Raw genomic sequence first — 17689 nt, 5'->3', positions numbered from 1 at the left:
CATGCCCGAGTTCGCCCCGACCGTTCTGACGCCGGACCAGCGCGCGGCCCTGGCCGCCGACCCGCTGGTGGGCGGTGGCAACCTGCTCCGCTCCGCCCTGGCCGCCAGTGTCGCGCCCGACCAGCGGTACATACACTCGTACCGCGCCATCACCACCACCTCAGGTGAGCGGCAGCACGACTTCAGCCTCGTCGAGGTGGACGCGCTCGCGCAGAGCTGGTCCGCCTGGTACCGGGCCCAGGGGGTGCGGCAGCGGGACCGGGTCGCGGTGTGGATCGAGGACTCCTTCGCGTACTCCCTGCACTTCTACGCCCTCGCGCAGATCGGCGCGATCGCGGTCCTCGTCAACAGCAAGGCGCCTCAGGTGATCGCGCTGTCCCTGCTGGAGCAGACCGCCCCGGTCGGCCTCTACACCGACCGCGACCGGCTGGGCCGGCTCGGTTCCGCCGTCGACGGGCTGGGCCTCGCGTGGACGCGGACCGAGGAGGAACTGCCCGCCCCGCCCGCCGCCACGCTGCCCGAGGAGCAGTACTGGGCGCACCACGACGACGACCCGGTCGTCATCCTGCACTCCTCCGGGACCACCGGGCGTCCCAAGCCGACCATCCACACGCACCGTTCCATCGTGTCGGGCCCCAAGTTCCGGCTCGTGGACCACACCGAGACGCCCGGCGCGCTGATGATGACGGCGCTGCCGCAGTCGCACCTGGGCTGCATCGCCTACACGGTCTACGCGGTGCTCGGCGGCACCCCGTTCGTCGCGCTGAGCGACCGGGACGGCGCGGAGTTGGCCGCCGCCGTCGACCAGCACCGCCCGACCGCGGTGATGTCCTTCGCACACGGGTACGCTGAGCTCGCCGCGGCGGACCTGGCCGTCGGATCCGTCGACTCGGTCGGGGTGTGGACCTCCATCGGCGACGCCGTGCACCAGGCCCACATCACCAAGATCCTCTCGCTGCGCAGCCCGGAGCTGCCGCCCTCCGCGTTCTTCGACCGGCTCGGCACCACCGAACTCGGCTGGGGCGTGCTGCTGAAGGTCCGCACCCTGGCCACCGAGCGCAACGACCGCTGCGCGGGCAAGCCGGTGGGCGTCGCGGAGGTCGCCATCCTGCGGGAGGACGGCAGCCACGCGGACATCGGCGAAGTCGGCCACCTGGCGGCCAAGGGCCCCGCGATCACGCCGGGTTACTGGGCCGACTCGGACACCACCTACCGCTACAAGCTGGCCGGCCACTGGCTGCCCGGTGACATGGCCTACCAGGACGCCGCGGGTGACTTCTTCCTGGTGGACCGCGCGGTGGACGCCCTGCACACCGAATCCGGCACCGGCTACTCGGTGTTCATGGAGGAGGTCGTCCTCAACGACGTGCCCGAGGTCGACGACGTCGCCGTGGTCGCGGGCCGCGACGGCGGGAAGGTCGTGCCGGTCGCCGTGGTGACGGTGGCCGAGGGAGCGGACGCCGAGCCGCGCAAGCTGCTCGACCGTGCCAATGAGGCGCTCGCCGCGGCCGGCCACCCCCGCATAGGTGTCCTGGAGATAGCCCGCACGTCGGACAGTTTCCCCGTGGGTGTCACCGGTAAGGTATTGAAGCGCCAACTCCGCGAGACCTACGCTGTTTTGCGCGATTACGTGGAGCGGGCCGACACCACTTCCGTCGCCTCTGACATCTTCGAGGAATCCGCATGACCCAGACCGTCGACAGCACTGACACCGACACCCCCGCCGAGGTCGACTTCTACTTCGACCCCGCCTGTCCCTTCGCGTGGATCACCTCCCGGTGGATCCTCGAAGTCCAGCAGCGCCGCGAGCTGAATCTGAGATTCCGGGTGATGAGTCTTTACGTTCTCAATGAGAACCGGGAACTCCCGGATTGGTATCGTGAGTTGGTGAACAACTCGCTCGCCCTGACGCGTATCTGCATCGCCGCGGAGCAGCAGCACGGCGAGAGCGTTCTGCCCGGCCTCTACACGGCGCTCGGCACCCGTATCCACAACGGCGGCAACAAGGACTTCCGTGCCGTCGCCGCGGAGGCGCTCGCCGAGAGGGGCCTGCCGGCCGAGCTGATCGAGGCGGCCGACAGCGAGGCGTACGACGAGGCGCTGCGCGAGAGCCACCACCGCGGCATGGACCCGGTCGGTGAGGACGTGGGCACGCCCACCATCCACATCGACGGAGTGGCCTTCTTCGGGCCGGTCCTCAATTCCATCCCCCGCGGTGAGGAGGCGGCGCGCATTTTCGACGGAGCACGCGCGCTCGCCAACTACCCGGACTTCTTCGAACTGAAGCGGACCCGCACCGGAAAGCTCAACTTCGACTGAGCGACACACACCGCGTGGACCGCCCCGGCCGGGGCGGTCCACGTCCTCACGAGGACTCAACACATGGACGAGCCACAGACTTCAGCGGGGCGAACCCCCGCACCACGGCCGGACGCCTTCATTCTCACCGGATCGTTCCTGGTGGTCTGTCGCGCGCCCCTGTATTTGGAGGAACTCACCCGCAGGGGGATGAAGATCCTCCTCATCACCCCCGCAGCCTGGCGCCAGGAGGCGCTGCGGGCAGCCGCCGATCCCGGCCATCCGGCCTCCGCCATCCATGAATTCGCCTTCGTCGACGGGGATGTCAGCCGCGACAACTCGTATCTCCCCGGTGTGATCTCGGCCGCCCGGCGCTGGCGCGAGGCATACCGGATCACCGGTGCGTACGCCGTCGGCGAGACCCAGGTGGAGCCGACCGGGCTCCTCGCGGACGCGCTCGGCCTCGCCACCCCGGGCCTGCGCGCCACCCGGGTGTGCCGTAACAAGTACCTCCAGCGCTGGTACCTGCCCGAGTTCAGTCCTGCGTGCGTGGTCGTCGCGCCGGAGGAGCGGGCCACGGCCGACCTGGACCCGGTCCGCTACCCCGCCGTGGTCAAGCCCACCGGCCGGCACTCCAGTTCGGGCGTGGAGTCAGTGGCCGACGCCGCCGCCCTGCGGGCCGCGCTGGACGCCTTTCCGGCCCACGAGACGGTCCTGGTCGAGGAGAAGATCACCGGCCAGGAGTACTCCGTGGAGAGCCTCGTGCAGGACGGCCGGCTCCTGTTCGCCTCCGCCACCCGCAAGGACACCACCGACTCCCACGCGCGGACGTTCGTGGAGCTCTCGCACACCGTCCCGAGCGACCACCCGGACACCGAGGCCGCCCTGCTGGAGGCCAACCGGCGGCTGCTGGAGGATGGCCTCGACTTCCGGGACGGCATCGCGCACGCCGAGTGGCGGGTGGGCGCCGGCGGCCGGCCGGTGCTGATGGAGGTCGCCGCCAGGACCCCGGGCGACGGCCTGTGCGTCCTGTACGAACTGGCCACGGGCGCCCCGCTGGAGCCCGAGATCGTCCGCATCGCCCTCGGTGAGCCCGCCTCCTATCCGAGGCCGGCCCGGCACGCCCGGCAGGTCTATCTCGAACACGTGCCCGGTGTGCTCGCCGATGTGAGCGTGGAGGGCTTCGACACCGAACCGGCCTGGGTCGGCGACGGCGGGCTGTGGCCGCGCATCGGCCCGGCCGCCGCGGGTGACGCGCCCACGCTGCGGGCCGTGCTCGTGCACAAGGACCGCGGTGCCCGTCTGGTCCCGCTGACCAGTTCCGAGGACCGTGCGGTGTCCTTCTTCATCGACGCCCCCACTCTCGCGGAACTCGACGCCCTGGAGGACGAGGTCAGGCGGGCCGTCACCATCCGTACCGTGCCCGAGGACGTCACCCACGTCCTCGTCGGCTACAGCCCCGTGATGCTCGGCAAACTCGACGAGTCATTGCCCGCCGGTTCCGTACTGGTACTGGAGGAGCCGGCGGTGATCGCCGCGCGCGGGATCGAGGACCTCGGCGAACGGCACGCCTGCGTCGGGGCGTTGCTGCCCGCCGCCAGCCAGGACGAGCGGCACCCGCACCGCATCGCCGACACACTGCCGCGCCCGGCCGGTGTGGTGGCCGTCGTCCCCGTCGTGGAGTACGGGGTCGTGGTCGCGGCCGCCCTCGCCGAGGCGTGGGGCCTGCCGGGCGCCGGGCTCAAGGCGGCCCGGGTGCTGCGCGACAAGGCACTGCTGCGGGCCACCGCCGCGGGCAGCGGCATCGCCCAGCCCGAGTGGGCCGGCGTCGAAGGCCCGGACGACGTCGCGAGGTTCCGAGCCGTGCACGGTGGCGAGTGCGTCCTCAAACCCGCCGGACGCCAGGCCAGCCTCGGTGTGCGGCTCCTCGGCCCGGACGACGACATCGCCGCGGCCTGGGCGCACACCACGGGAGCCGACGAACCGGCCCTGCACGCCACCTACCCCGGCACCGCGCACTACCTGGCCGAACAGCGCCTGCACGGGCCGGAGGTGAGCGTCGAGGCCCTCGTCCACGAGGGGGCGGTCGGCTTCACCAACATCACCGCCAAGTCCGTACTGGACTCCTCCCACCCCGTCGAGACCGGTCACACCCTTCCCGCCGAGCTGCCCGAGTCCGTCGCGGTGGCACTGCGCGAGGCCGTCGCCCGGCTCGCGGAGGCCACCGGGTTCGGCTCCGGCATCCTGCACTCCGAGTGGATCCTCGTCGACGGACGCCCGCACCTCGTGGAGTGCGCGGGCCGGCTGCCGGGCGGTGCGATCACCGTCCTCGTCGACCTCGCCTACGACACCGACATCCTGCACGACCTGCTGCGGGTCCTGCGGGGCACCGGTCCCGTCGCGCCGATCCCCGCGCGGAGGGGAGCCGCCGTGCGCTTCCTCACCGCCGCGCCGGGCACCGTCACGGCGGTGAGGGGCGCGGACGACGCGCGCGCCGTGCCCGGCGTCGAGGAGGTGCACCTGTCCGTCGCCGCCGGTGACACCGTGCGGGCCACCACCAGCTCCTGGGAGCGCGCCGGGTTCGTCGTCGCCACGGCACCGGCCTCTCCGGAAGCCGCCCGCACGGCGGAGCACGCCCTCTCGCTGATCACGGTGGGCACCGACGCGGCCACCCTGGGCACCGGCGTGGACGGTGGCAGATGAGACGGATATCCCCGCGCGAGTACCTGCCCAGCACCCCCGCCGGACGCACCTTCGCCGTCACCTCGCTGATCAACGCGGTCGGAACCGGTCTCTACCTGGCCGGTTCGGCGGTGTTCTTCGTCCGCTCGGTGGGACTGACCACCGCCGAGGTCGGCTTCGGCCTCGCGATCTCCGGCATCGTCGGCTTCCTGACCACGGTGCCGATCGGCGCGCTCGCCGAGCGCTTCGGCGCCCGGCACACCCTGATCGTGCTGCAGCTGTGGCGCGCGGGCTGGTTCGTCGCGCTCACCTTCGTGCACGGGGTGGTGGGCTTCACCCTGGTCTCCTCGTGCCTGGCCGCGGCGGAAGCCGCGACCCAGCCCATGACCCAGGCCGTGGCGTCCGCGGCGACGGAGGCCACCGACCGTACCCGGACGATGGCGATCATCCGCACGGTCCGCAACATGGGCTTCTCGCTCGGCGCGCTCCTCGCGGCGCCGCTGCTGGCCTCGCACAGCGTCTGGGCGTACCGGGGCATCGTGCTCGGCACGGCCGCGGCCTTCGTGGTCTCGGCGCTGCTGCTCACCCGGCTGCGGGCCGTGGCCACGGCCGCCGTCCAGCGCAGGACCGGCCCGTTCACCGCGATCAAGGGGTTCCGGGACTGGCGCTACCTGCTGCTGACCGGCCTCAACGGTGTGCTGAACCTGCACACCACCATCCTGTCGGTGGGGATCCCGCTGTGGGCCCTGACCGCCACCCACGTGCCCACCGGGGTGCTGCCGATCGTGGTGCTGACCAACACGGTGCTGTCGGTGGCGCTCCAGGTTCCGGTGTCCAAGTCGGCCGAGGGGCCCGGTGGTTCGGTGCGCGCCCTGCGGCTCGGCGGCCTCGCGCTGACCGCGTGCTGTCTGGCGATGGCGCTGGCGGCAGGACCGGCGTCGGCCGTCATCGCCGCGGCGGTCCTCTTCGGCGCCTGCGTGCTCCTCACCTTCGGTGAGATGTGGCAGGCGGTCGGCGGCTGGGACCTCAGCTACGAGTTCGCGCCCGAGGACCGCAAGAGCACCTATCTCTCGGTCTTCAGCCTCGGCGGCACCGGACAGCGCATCGTCGGGCCCGCCCTCGTGACCTCGGTGGTGATCGCGGCCGGTCCGGCGGGCTGGATCTGCCTGGCGGCGGTGTTCGCCGTCGCCGCCGTGCTCGTCACCCCCGTCACCCGGCTGCAACGCCCGGTCGCGGCGACCGGATCCGACGGCGACCGGCCGCCCGCGGACGCGGTACCGCCCGGGGCGCAAGCGGCCGCCACATCAGCGGAAGGTGTCACCTCGTGAAGGACAGCAAGGACCTCCTCGTGGTGGGAGTCGGCACGATGGGCCGGCCCTACCTCCAGGCGGCGGCGCGTCTTGGACTGCGGGTGCGCGCCGTCGAGTCGGCGGCCACCTGGGAGGGCCGGCCCCGGGATCTCGCGGAGACGTTCTACCGCGCGGCGGTGGGACCCGAGGAGCTGTGGAACCTGGCGGTGACCCGCGCGGTCACCGAGCGGGCGCCGGACGGCCTGGTGTCCTTCGCTGAACCGCATGTACTCGCCGGCGCGCTCGCGCAGGAGAGGCTCTCTCTGCCGGGGCCGTCCCTGCACGCCGCCGTGATCTCCCGCAACAAGGCACTTCAGCGGACCACGTTCGCCGACCACGGGGTGCCGCAGCCGGAGTTCCGGCTCGCCGCGAGCGTCGCCGACGCCCGTGCCTGGATGCTTCAGCGGCTGCCGGTCGTCGTCAAGCCGCTCACGCTCGCGGGCAGCGAGGGCGTGGAACTCGTGGCCGACGCGGCCGGGGTCGAGGACGTCATCGCACGCCGCGCGGGCGAGGGCACCGTCCTGGTCGAAGAGGCCGTGATGGGGCCGGAGTTCAGCTGGGAGGCGCTGATCCGCGACGGCGAGGTGCTGTTCGAGAACATCACGGCCAAGGAGACCACCCAGCCGCCGTACTTCGTCGAGCTCTCCCACCGCTGCGGCCACCGCTTCGACGACCCGCTCACCACGGCCCGCGTCGCGGCACTGACGCGCGGTGTGATCGAGGCCATCGGGATGCGTACGGGCCTGGTCCACCTGGAGTTCAAGGTCGACGAACGCGGCCCGGTCCTCATGGAGACGGCCGTGCGCACCCCGGGCGACTACCTCCCCGACGCCATCGGCCTGACCTTCGGGTTCGACCTGTACGAAGCGGTGGTCAGGCTCCACCTGGGCCTGCCGCTCGACGGGCTCCCGCCCGCGGAGCCGGTCGCTTGGGCTGCGACCTGGTTCCCGACGGTGCGGCCCGGCACCATCACGGGGATCACCGGTGTCGAGGAGAGCGAGGCCCACCCCGGCGTCGTACGGGTCCGGCTGCGCAAGGGGCCGGGCGACACGGTGCGTCCGCTGACGTCGTCGTCGCAGCGCATGGGGCACGTACTGATAGCCGCCGAGTCGCCGTCCGAGCGGGAGGACACACTCAAGTTCGTGCGGGAGACGCTGCGGGTGAGCGTCGAGCAGGCCTGAGGGGCGCCGGGCACGGGCGCAGGGCGTACGACTCAGGACCGGCGCCCGGCCCCCACCGACCGGAGCGCCGCCGCCGGTCCGGACCCCTGCCAGGGGCCCGGACCGGCCGCACTCATCCCGCGCGGCCTCCGTGCGCGGCGGCGATCCGCAGCACGATGTCGTTCGCGGCGACCTCACCGATCGTCACCCTGGCGCCCTCGCCGGGGAACGCCCTTACCGCCACGCCCTGTTCGGCGCACTCGTCGGCGAACGCCTCGGTGCCCGCGCCGAACGGCAGCCACACGAAGTTCGCCTGGGACGGGGGCACCCGCAGGCCCGCGTCCCGCAGTCCGTTCTCGACGCGGTCCCGTTCCTTGACCAACGCCGCTACACGCTCCAGCAGTTCGTCCTCGGCGTCGAGTGAGGCGACCGCCGCGGCCTGCGCCGCGGAACCGATCCCGAACGGCACGGCACGGGCCCTGATCGCCTCGGCGACCGGTGCCCGGGCCACCGCGAAACCGATACGCAGCCCCGCCAGGCCGTACGCCTTGGAGAAGGTCCGCAGCACCACGACGTTGGGCCGCTCCCGGTACAGGTCGATGCCGTCCGGGACGTCGATGTCCCGCACGAACTCCCGGTATGCCTCGTCCAGGACGACGAGCACCCGTTCGGGCACCCGGTCGAGGAAGCGCTCCAGCGCGGCCCGGCGCACGACGGTGCCGGTGGGGTTGTTGGGATTGCACACCACGACGACCCTCGTGTCGTCGGTGACCGCGTCGGCCATCGCGTCGAGGTCGTGTGTGTCCTCGCGCAGTGGCACCCGCACCGATGCGCCGCCGCACACCTGCGTCAGATGCGGATACGCCTCGAACGACGGCCACGCGTATACCGCGTTGCCGCCGCCGGCGAGTGCGGAGTGCAGCAGGTGGAGCAGCACACCGACCGATCCCGCGCCGAACGCGAGATGGCTCGCGGGCACCGCGAACCGGGCGGCGACCGCCTCGGTCACAGCCGTGCCGAGCCGGTCGGGATAGCGGTTCATCTGCGCGGCGGTGTCGGCGACGACCTGGCGCACCGACGGCAGCGGAGCATAGGGATTCTCGTTGGCGGACAGTCCGTAGGGCGTCATGGGCACCTTTCCGGCGCGAAAACGGCGCGACGCGGGTGTGCTGACACGCGGGAGCACCGGCGTCGCGGCAACAAAGAAAAGGGAAAAAGAAATGGATCCAAAATGGAGCCATTGGCGGGCGCCCACCGCGGAAGTCGCCGCGGGTGGCGCGACGCCTCACCCTATGAGGCCGCCTGTGCCGTCGCAAGGTCGCCGGGGGAGGGCCGGTCGGCCGGCAACAGCCCCGCGCCGTGACCCCGCAGTCCCATCAAGTATCCGAGCTGGAGCCGGTGCTGCGCGCCGTACTCCTTCTTGAGCCATGCGACATGCGCCTGCAGGGAGCGCAGACTCAGCCCGAGGCGCCGCGCGATCTCCTTGTCGGAACGCCCCTCGACCAGGAGTTTCCTGATCGACTCGCGGATCGCCGGGATGACCTCGGGAGCGGCGTCCGCCGCACGTACCGGAAGGAACGGGAACGGAGCGGCCCGGTCCCATGCGCGGTCGAAGACGTCGGCGAGAAAATGGACCACGGCCGGCTCCGTGACCAGGACCGCACGGGTCCGCTCGGCATTCGCCGGTATGAAGGCGGCGGCCCGGTCCACCAGTATTATCCGGTCGAAGAACTCCGCCAGCGTGCGCACCTCGACGCCGTACTGCGTCACTGACTGCACGTATTCCTTCGTCGGCTCGTCGAAGCGGGTGCTGTGCTGGTAGAGCGTCCGCATGCAGATGCCGGCCGCGATCCGGTTGCGCACCGCGCTCAGGGCGTCGTCCAGGACGGGGCCAGGGCGGGGCCCGTCGGGCTGGGCCGTGAGGATCTCCGTCCGCGCGGTGTCCAGCACCTCCTGGATCACGCGATTGATGTCCCTGGCGCCGTCCAGATAACGGAATCCGGGATTCTGGTTTCTTCCGTCCCCGTGGTCCTGTCGGTATTCGTCCGCCGCGCCCTTGTGCGCGCACTCGTCCGGCTGTTCCGCCTGAACCGCGATCATGCCGGAGATCTCGCTGAGCGCCTGCGCCACCCGAAGTAACGTTTCACGCTTCTCCGACTGGGCGACGGGAGTCCACTCCTGCCCATGACTTTTGACGGCTGCCGTACTTTCTCCGGCCCCGGAAGCGCTTCTCTCGTCTTCGATGTCCGTTTCGTGCGGGCCCGTCGGCATTTGCATCCCTCGTTTCATTGCAGTGCGCCGACCCGAAGCATGTCCGAACTCCTCTAGGTCGTCCAGGGGTGGCAGAGTTACGTCTGCCAAAAGAAAAACCCCGGTTTGCGCCGGTCTGTCGACGTGCACGCAAACCGCTGGGCGTCATTGTGCAAACAGCCGAAATCTTACTGTAAAGGAAATGTCATGCTCGGGGGAATGCTCACTTCCAGGCAGGCCACAACAGCGAGAGGCGCAATCGCGCCAACCTCCGAGGCATGCGGACGCGCCCTCGCGCACCGCGACCGCGACCGCCCCGACGGAACCGTGCGCGCGAACGACGTCGGCTGGAACGTCCCCGGCTGATCGTGCGGACCGGTCCGCGCCGCCCGGCCGGGGCGCGGACCGCGACCCCGCGCCGCGCGTCGGCGCCGGGTGCGGTCCCGGCCGTCCCCCGTCGTGTCCGAGACATTCCGAACCCGGCGCGGACCAGGCGTTATCCGTACATCTGTGGGGGGAGACGGGATGCTCCGGGCGGACAGGCTCCGAACCGATGACGGGCGGGACGGGCGGGCCGGGCCGGTACCTGTGTACACCGGGGCTGACGGAGCCCCAGGACCCGGCACACCGTCGGCCCGGGTGCTGTGGGCCGAGCCCGCCGGTGACCGGTACCACGCGTCGCCACCCGCGGTGGTGGGCAGGGCGCAGGAGAACGGGCCCGCCCCGCTCAAACTCCCCGGAACCGGCGTCCACGTCCAAAACCCTTATGCATCAGGGCCGTTAGGCCGAAAAGCATCGGTCCCGGGCAGCGTTCCCGGGGCCACGGACCGGCCGGGTGCCGACCGGGACCCGGCCCGCCGTCCCTCCGCAGGGCCGCCGCCCGCACCGAACGGTGCGGGCCGCGTGCCTCGCGTCGCCCGGCACACCGTCCCCGCGTCGGTGTGCACCGCCTCCCCGGCTTCCGGGTCCGCCGGCCCGCACGCCGGCGGTGCGACCCACACCGACCCCGTACGGTGCTCCGCCACCGGCCCCGGCGATCCGGGCCGAGGCGCCGCCGACCAGGGCCCCCCGCCTGACGCCGCGTCCGGCCGGGGGTTTCTTCCCGAACCCCGTCCCGTGTCCGGAGCCGCCCGGCCCGGCCTGCCACGACTCGTGCTCGCCCCCGCCGGGCAGGGACATGAAGGACCACCCGGCGCCGGGCCTCGTCAGGACGTCGTCCTGGGCGGCGGCAGCCTCGACGACCCGGAGGTGTGCGCGCTGCTGGGCGCCCTGCGCGCCCGGGCCGGTGCTGACGCCCTGCGGCCCGACACCGGCCTGCTGCTGTACTCCCTGGTCCGGGCCAGGCGTCCGCACGTCGTCGTCGACCACGGGAGCTTCTGGCCCGACACCTCGATCCCGCTGGCGACGGCCGTACGCGACAACGGTGTCGGCGAGACGGTGTGCTGGACGCCCGGCAGGCGCTCCGCCCTCCGAGCCCGCACCTGGCTCGCCCGGGCCGGCCTGACCCCGTACGCCCGCGTCGTGGAACACCGCGACGCCCTGCCCGCCGAGGTCTCGGGCCCGGTGGACCTGCTCGTCCTGCGCGGTCGCCAGGAGTGCTGGCTGGCCGCCCTTGAACTGCTGGAACCGCTGATGCGCCCCGGTGCGCAGGTCGTGGCGGCCGGGCAGCGCGCGCTGCCCGGCGACTACCTCCACCGCGTGCGCGCCTCCGGACATTACCTTTCCTTTGCCCTGTCGATCGGCGACGGGCTCGAAGTGTCGAGCCGGCTCGCCTTTCCCTCCCGCGCGGCCGAGCCGACCCGCACGGACCGAGGGCTGTCCTCCTGACCCCACGCTGAGCGGAGAACGACACGTGAACAGCAGACACTCGGACATCTGCGTCGTCGGGGCCGGCCCCCGCGGAGTGTCCGTACTCGAACGGCTCTGTGCCCAGGAGCGCAAGTCGCCCTCCTGCGAACGGCTCACCGTCCATATCGTCGATTCCCACGTCCCGGGCCCGGGCGCCGTCTGGCGCACCACCCAGTCCCGCCACCTCCTGATGAACACCGTCGCCTCACAGGTGAGCGTCTTCACCGACGCCAGCGTCCACATCGACGGCCCCATCGAGGAGGGCCCCAGCCTGTACGCCTGGGCCAAGGAGCTGCTGCGCGAAGGCAGGGGGCCGGCCCAGGGGCCCGCACCCGACGACGCCACGCTCGCCGAGGCGCGCGACCTCGGCCCCGACACCTACCCCACCCGCGCCTTCTACGGCCAGTACCTGACCTGGGTCTTCGACCGGCTGATCGCCACCGCGCCGGACCACCTGCGCATCCAGGTCCACCGGGCGCGCGCCGTGGAACTCGACGACGAGCGCGGCGAGCAGGCCGGCCCGCAGGCACTCCTGCTCGACGACGGCACCCAGCTCACCGGCCTGGACGCCGTCGTCCTCGCCCTGGGCCACCTGCCCGCACTGCCCACGCCGGCCGAGAGCGCCCTGGCGGAGTTCGCGGCCGGCCACGGGCTGCGCTACCTGCCGCCGGCCAACCCGGCCGACCTCGACCCCTGCGAGGTCGCGCCGGGCGAGGAGATCGTCCTGCGCGGCCTCGGCCTGAACTTCTTCGACTGGATGGCGCAGTTCACCATCGGCCGCGGCGGCTCCTTCGACCGGGCGGGTCAAGGCGGCCTCGTCTACCGCCCGTCCGGCCGCGAACCGAGGATCTACGCGGGTTCCCGGCGCGGTGTGCCGTACCACGCGCGCGGCGACAACGAGAAGGGCGCGCACGGCCGCCACGAACCCCGGTCGCTGACGGCCGCACGGGTGGCCCGGCTGCGGGAGAGCCGCGACGGCACGCTCGGCTTCACCGCGGACCTGTGGCCGCTCATCGCCCGCGAAGTGGAGAGCGTCTACTACGCGACGCTGCTGCTGGCACGCGGGGTGGACGGGGAGACGTTCAGCGCCCGCTACCTGGCCGCCGGGACCGACGCGGAGCGGGCCGCACTGGTCGCCGCCGCGGACATCGCCCCGGGCGAGCGGTGGGACTGGGACGCCGTCCAGCGTCCGTACGGCGGACGAGAGTTCACACATACGGGTGACTTCCGTGCCTGGCTCCTCGGACACCTGCGGCGCGACGTTCGCGAGGCCCGCGCCGGCAATGTGTCGGGCCCGCTCAAGGCGGCCCTCGACGTCCTGCGCGACCTGCGCAACGAGGTGCGGCTCGCGGTCGACCACGGCGGACTCGACGGCGGTTCCTACCGCGACGAGCTCGCCGCCTGGTACACGCCGCTCAACGCCTTCCTGTCCATCGGCCCGCCCGCCTCGCGCATCGCGGAGCTGATCGCGCTGATCGAGGCCGGCGTCGTGGAGGTCACCGGGCCCGGCGCGCGCGTGACACCCGTGGCGGACGACGGCGAGGGTCCCGCGTTCGTCGTGGAGTCCCCGTCCGTCCCCGGCAGCCGGCGGCGCGCGAGCACACTGATCGAGGCGCGGCTGCCGGAACCGGACCTGCGCCGCACCGCTGATCCGCTACTGCGCCACCTGCTGAGTACCGGGCAGTGCGGCCCGTACCGGATCCCCGGCGCCGACGGCCCCTACGAGAGCGGCGGCGTCGCGGTGACGGAACGGCCTTATCGGCTGCTGGACGCCGACGGGTGGGCGCACCCCCGCCGGTTCGCGTACGGCGTGCCCACGGAGAGCGTGCACTGGGTGACGGCGGCGGGCATCCGGCCCGGCGTCGGCTCGGTGACGCTGGAGGACTCGGACGCGATCGCCGGAGCGGTACTGTCCCTCGCACGTGGGCTCCCGTCGGCCTCGTCCGGGCGTACGGACGCGGCGCGGGAAGAGGCGGAGGTGATCGCATGACCGCGCACGAGGACCTGGACCAGGGCCTCCTGTCGCCGGTACGGGTCGGAACCGCGGTGGAGGAGGCGACGGGCGACCGTGCCTGGCTCCAGGCCATGCTCGACGCCGAGGCGGCCCTCGCCCGGGCCCAGGCACGGCTCGGCGCGGTGCCGGAGGGGGCCGCACGGGTGATCTCCGAACACGCCAGGGCCGGCCGGATGGACCTGCGCGCGCTGGCGCTGGCCGGCCGCGAGACCGCCAATCCGGTGGTCGGCCTGGTACAGGCGCTCGCGGCCCTCGTGGCCGAGGCCGACCCGGCCGCCGCGGAGTTCGTGCACCGGGGCTCCACCAGTCAGGACATCCTGGACACGGGCGCGATGCTGGTGGCGTCCCGCGCCCTGGAACCGACCCTCGCGGACCTGAACCGGGCCGCCGCGGCCCTCGCGTCACTCGCCGCCGACCACCGCGACACCCCGATGGCCGGACGCACCCTCGCGCTGCACGCCGTCCCGGTCACCTTCGGCCTGAAGGCCGCCGGATGGCGCAGTCTCGTACTGGACTCCGTCGAACGGCTCGACCGCGTACGGGACTCGGGTCTGCCGGTGTCGCTCGGCGGCGCGGCAGGCACCCTCGCCGGGTACCTGGAGTACGCGCGTCTCGACGGCGCCGTCGGCGCGCAGGGCCCCGGCGAGTACCTGGACCGGCTGGTCGACGCGTACGCGCGGGAGACCGGGCTGGCCCGTCCCGTGCTGCCCTGGCACGCGCTGCGCACCCCGCTCGCGGACCTCGCGGGCGCTCTCGGGCACACCGCGGCCGGCCTCGGCAAGTTCGCCGCCGACGTGCAGGTGATGGTGCGCACCGAGGTCGGCGAGGTGGCGGAGCCCGCGCCCGCGGGCCGGGGCGCCTCGTCCGCGATGCCCCACAAGCGCAACCCCGTGCTCGCCACGATGATCCGCTCCGCCGCCCTCCAGGTTCCGGTGCTGGCCGCGGGCCTGACCCAGTGCCTCACCACCGAGGACGAACGCTCCGCCGGGGCGTGGCACGCCGAATGGCTGCTGCTGCGCGAGATCCTGCGCCTGGTCGGCGGCGCCGCCAGGACCGCGGCCGAACTGGCCGAAGGACTGACCGTGCATCCCGAACGGATGCGCGCCAACCTGGATCTGACGAATGGTCAGATCATTTCGGAGCGCATCTCCGCGGTCCTCACGCCGCGCCTGGGCAAGGCCGCGGCGAAAGCGCTGCTGACGCGCGCCTCCGTGCTCTCGGACCGGGACCGGCTGCCGCTCCGGACGGTCCTCGCGAGCCTGCCGGAACTCGACGGTGTCCTGGACCCCGACGAACTCGCGGGACTCCTCGACCCCATGGGCTATCTCGGCGTGGCCGGGCCACTGGTCGACCGCGCCCTCCGGGACCGGAAGGCGGACCTGGCATGACAGGCACCCCGATGTCCTCTCTCGCGGCCGATCCGCCCGCCGCGCAGCAGCCGGACTGGCCCGACCCCGCGGCGTTGCGGGCCGTCGCCGACGATCTGGCCGCGCGCCCCGCGCTGGTGACCGCCGCCGAGTGCGACCGGCTGCGCGCCCGGCTCGCCGAGGTGGCGTGCGGCGCCGCGCTCACCCTCCAGGGCGGCGACTGCGCCGAGACCTTCGACGGCGGCGGGCCCGAGCGGATCGGGGCGGCCTACCGCACCATCCGGCAGATGTCGGCCGTCGTCTCGGAGGCGGCGGGCCTGCCCGTGGTGCAACTCGGACGGATGGCAGGGCAGTACGCCAAGCCGCGCTCGCGCCCGGACGAGACCCGCGACGGTGTGACACTCCCCGCCTACCGGGGAGACCTCGTCAACGGAGAGGCGTTCACTCTCGAATCCCGCACCCCCGCGCCCCAGCGGCTGCGCAGGGGCTACGACCGGGCCGCCGGGACCCTGGAGATCCTGCGGGGCCTGACGGCGCAGCGCGGCGGCGAGTTCTTCACCGCCCACGAGGCGCTCGTGCTGGAGTACGAGCGGGCACTCACCCGTCAGGCGCCGTCCGGTACGTACGACCTGTCCGCGCATCTGGTGTGGATCGGTGAGCGGACCCGCCAACTGGACGGCGCGCACCTCGACTTCGTCTCCCGCATCCGCAACCCGGTGGCGGTGAAGCTCGGACCCACCAGCACCCCCGACGACGCGCTCGCCCTGATCGACCTGCTGGACCCCGACCGGGAGCCGGGCCGGCTGACCTTCATCGCGAGAATGGGTGCACGGTCCGTACGGGAGGTCCTGCCCGACCTGGTCGCGAAGGTGACAGCGTCCGGCGCGCGGGTGGTGTGGGTGTGCGACCCGATGCACGGCAACACCGTCAGCGCGCCCAGTGGCCACAAGACGCGCTGGCTGATCGACATCCTGGACGAGGTCAGGGGCTTCTTCGAGGTGCACCGCGCCCTCGGCACGCACCCCGGCGGTGTGCACCTGGAGCTGTCGGGGGAGCACGTCACCGAGTGTGTGGGCGGCACCTACGAGGTCCTGCCCGCCCAGGTGCCCGACCGCTACGAGACCGCCTGCGACCCTCGACTCAACCGGGGCCAGGCCCTCGACGTGGCCTTCGAACTGGCGGAACTGTACGCGGAGGTGCGCGCCGGCCGTCGGCCATGAGCCCCGGGTGCGGCGGTCGCGGTCAGCCCCGCCGCCGCTTCGGGAGCGGCCGGCGACACCGCCCGCCGCTCCCGGGGAGGCCGCGAGGACACCACACGCGACCGGCGGCCCTCAGGTGGTGTCACCCGCACCCCACCCGCACCCCACCCGCACCCGCACCCCACCCGCGGAGCGACTCCGACTTCGCATTGACGAACGGTCATGTCGTGGATGCCGGACTTCCGGTAGTCCAGGGAGGGCCAGGTGAACGCCTGCCGCAGGGGCCTCTCCAGCGACTCGGTGGTGGCCCCCAGGCACCACCGTCCTCGCACCACCGTCCGCCGCGGGCGGACAGCAGGCGGAGTCCGTCCGAGGGTCGCGCTCAGCGGCAGTGTCCTCCTCGGCCTCAGGGCACGTATCGCGTGGAGCCCGGTGTTCCCGTCATGGACGGCCGGCAGGCGGCGTTGTCCGGTCCGCGAGCGCCGCCGCGGTCGCACTCGCGAAGGCTTCCGGATTGTCCAGCATGATGTTGTGTCCGCAGTGCGGGATCGCGACCACGCGCACCCCGGCCGCAGTGAGGGCGTCCGCCCCAGGGAGCGGCCCGTCGGCCTCGGGCAGCAGGTAGGTGCGGGGTATCTCCAGGTCGTGCAGCAGGTCACGCAGGGTGGGGACCGTGCCGCGAGTGAGGTGGACCGCGCTGCGGTACACGGCCTCACGGCCGGCCAGGCGCATCGTGGCCCACCAGTGGGAGCCGGCCCGGTCGCGGACCTCTTCCCACCCGCCCGCCAGGAACGCCTCCTCGGAGTACGACGCGATGTCGCTGCTTCCTCCGGAGACGGTCCCGGGCGGGATCGGGTCGAGGTTCGCGTCGACCAGGACCAGCCGGGAGACGAGGGAGGGGTGCCGGACGGCCAGGACGATGGCCACCGAGCCGCCCATACTGTGCGCGACCAGCTCGGCACCCGTCACCCCGGCGCGGGTCAGGGCCTCGGCCAGCGCGTCGGCATGTCCTTCCAGCGTGTAGGAGAAGCCCGTCGGCCGGTCGCTCATGCCGTGTCCCAGCAGGTCGATCAGCAGCGAGCGGCGGCCTGCCAGCAGGGGGTGGACCGCGGACTCGGTGAAGTACGCGGGCGATGTGGCTCCCAGCCCGTGCACGTAGACACGTGGCGGGTCCTGCCCCGGCGCCTCGACCCAGCGAATCCGGTCACCCTCGGGTGTCACAACGGCGTCCCGCACAGTCTGTTCCCTTCCCCCCACGACCGATGGACGACGAGACTACGCACAAGACCCCGAGCGCCGCCGTCCATTCCGCCTCGCGTGCGCCGTCGGGCGGCCGGCGCACGGCACCTTCCGTCGCACGCCTCCTACGATGAGAGCGCGGACAGGGGGGAGGGGACAGGTCCGCCGGGCGACCCGGCCGCCGGCCGGATCCAGGGAGACGGGCGCCCGGGACACGTCGTCTGAGAGGGGTGCCCGACCGGCCACCGGCAGGCACCGGCCGCCGACACCCACACCACGCATC

At 72.8% G+C, this 17689-nt stretch carries 12 protein-coding genes; 9 read left to right on the top strand and 3 right to left on the bottom strand.

The annotated features are described in order from the left end of the window. Position 1 precedes the first annotated feature (1 nt). The 5 genes from OG310_RS07760 (at position 2) to OG310_RS07740 (ending at position 7510) form a co-directional block, all read left to right on the top strand. Positions 2-1687: a class I adenylate-forming enzyme family protein gene (locus OG310_RS07760; protein ID WP_329455140.1), complete on the top strand. Its 1686-nt coding sequence runs from the start codon at positions 2-4 to the stop codon at positions 1685-1687. Beyond that, entirely contained in the window at positions 1684-2319 is a 636-nt protein-coding gene (locus OG310_RS07755; RefSeq protein WP_329455139.1) for a mycothiol-dependent nitroreductase Rv2466c family protein, read from the top strand. The genes OG310_RS07760 and OG310_RS07755 overlap by 4 nt, the downstream gene beginning before the upstream one ends. Positions 2320-2382: 63 nt before the next feature. After that, positions 2383-5001 (top strand): ATP-grasp domain-containing protein, encoded by a 2619-nt coding sequence (locus tag OG310_RS07750; protein ID WP_329455138.1) that lies wholly within the window; start codon positions 2383-2385, stop codon positions 4999-5001. Beyond that, a complete protein-coding gene (locus OG310_RS07745) occupies positions 4998-6308 on the top strand; it encodes an MFS transporter (protein ID WP_329455137.1) in 1311 nt (436 codons plus the stop codon). The genes OG310_RS07750 and OG310_RS07745 overlap by 4 nt, the downstream gene beginning before the upstream one ends. Continuing rightward, positions 6305-7510 carry an ATP-grasp domain-containing protein gene (locus OG310_RS07740; RefSeq protein WP_329455136.1) on the top strand — a complete coding sequence of 402 codons (1206 nt, stop codon included), beginning with the start codon at positions 6305-6307 and terminating at the stop codon, positions 7508-7510. The genes OG310_RS07745 and OG310_RS07740 overlap by 4 nt, the downstream gene beginning before the upstream one ends. 112 nt (positions 7511-7622) lie before the next feature. Here OG310_RS07740 and OG310_RS07735 read toward each other — a convergent pair whose 3' ends face one another. Both OG310_RS07735 and OG310_RS07730 read right to left on the bottom strand, forming a co-directional pair. Beyond that, positions 7623-8711, bottom strand: a complete 1089-nt coding sequence (locus OG310_RS07735; protein WP_443078830.1) for a histidinol-phosphate transaminase — start codon at positions 8709-8711, stop codon at positions 7623-7625. Between the two features lie 68 nt (positions 8712-8779). Beyond that, positions 8780-9619: a hypothetical protein gene (locus tag OG310_RS07730; RefSeq protein ID WP_329455134.1), complete on the bottom strand. Its 840-nt coding sequence runs from the start codon at positions 9617-9619 to the stop codon at positions 8780-8782. Between the two features lie 1236 nt (positions 9620-10855). Between OG310_RS07730 and OG310_RS07725 the strand changes: the two genes are divergently transcribed. Genes OG310_RS07725 through OG310_RS07710 form a run of 4 tightly spaced genes read left to right on the top strand, consistent with a single transcriptional unit; the run spans position 10856 to position 16188 of the window. Beyond that, positions 10856-11566 (top strand): hypothetical protein, encoded by a 711-nt coding sequence (locus OG310_RS07725; RefSeq protein ID WP_329455133.1) that lies wholly within the window; start codon positions 10856-10858, stop codon positions 11564-11566. 25 nt (positions 11567-11591) lie between these two features. Continuing rightward, positions 11592-13577 (top strand): FAD/NAD(P)-binding protein, encoded by a 1986-nt coding sequence (locus tag OG310_RS07720; RefSeq protein ID WP_329455132.1) that lies wholly within the window; start codon positions 11592-11594, stop codon positions 13575-13577. Next, a complete protein-coding gene (locus OG310_RS07715; RefSeq protein ID WP_329455131.1) occupies positions 13574-14989 on the top strand; it encodes a class-II fumarase/aspartase family protein in 1416 nt (471 codons plus the stop codon). The genes OG310_RS07720 and OG310_RS07715 overlap by 4 nt, the downstream gene beginning before the upstream one ends. Then, positions 14986-16188, top strand: a complete 1203-nt coding sequence (locus OG310_RS07710) for a 3-deoxy-7-phosphoheptulonate synthase class II (RefSeq protein WP_329455130.1) — start codon at positions 14986-14988, stop codon at positions 16186-16188. Before OG310_RS07715 ends, OG310_RS07710 begins: the two co-directional genes overlap by 4 nt. A gap of 420 nt (positions 16189-16608) precedes the next feature. Here the strand turns inward: OG310_RS07710 and OG310_RS07705 are convergent, their stop codons facing one another. Further along, positions 16609-17403: an alpha/beta fold hydrolase gene (locus OG310_RS07705; RefSeq protein WP_329455129.1), complete on the bottom strand. Its 795-nt coding sequence runs from the start codon at positions 17401-17403 to the stop codon at positions 16609-16611. Positions 17404-17689 lie beyond the last annotated feature (286 nt).

The organism is Streptomyces sp. NBC_01497 (assembly GCF_036250695.1).
Lineage (GTDB): Bacteria > Actinomycetota > Actinomycetes > Streptomycetales > Streptomycetaceae > Streptomyces.
The sequence above is the reverse complement of the archived record's forward strand: the minus strand, read 5'-3'. Positions and strand labels throughout refer to the sequence as shown.

What these genes read in the sequence shown, in the direction of transcription:
- OG310_RS07755 (WP_329455139.1), top strand. Translation starts at nt 1,684, where the DNA reads ATGACCCAGACCGTCGACAGCACTGACACCGACACCCCCGCCGAGGTC.
- OG310_RS07715 (WP_329455131.1), top strand. Translation starts at nt 13,574, where the DNA reads ATGACCGCGCACGAGGACCTGGACCAGGGCCTCCTGTCGCCGGTACGG.
- OG310_RS07710 (WP_329455130.1), top strand. Translation starts at nt 14,986, where the DNA reads ATGACAGGCACCCCGATGTCCTCTCTCGCGGCCGATCCGCCCGCCGCG.
- OG310_RS07745 (WP_329455137.1), top strand. Translation starts at nt 4,998, where the DNA reads ATGAGACGGATATCCCCGCGCGAGTACCTGCCCAGCACCCCCGCCGGA.
- OG310_RS07760 (WP_329455140.1), top strand. Translation starts at nt 2, where the DNA reads ATGCCCGAGTTCGCCCCGACCGTTCTGACGCCGGACCAGCGCGCGGCC.
- OG310_RS07750 (WP_329455138.1), top strand. Translation starts at nt 2,383, where the DNA reads ATGGACGAGCCACAGACTTCAGCGGGGCGAACCCCCGCACCACGGCCG.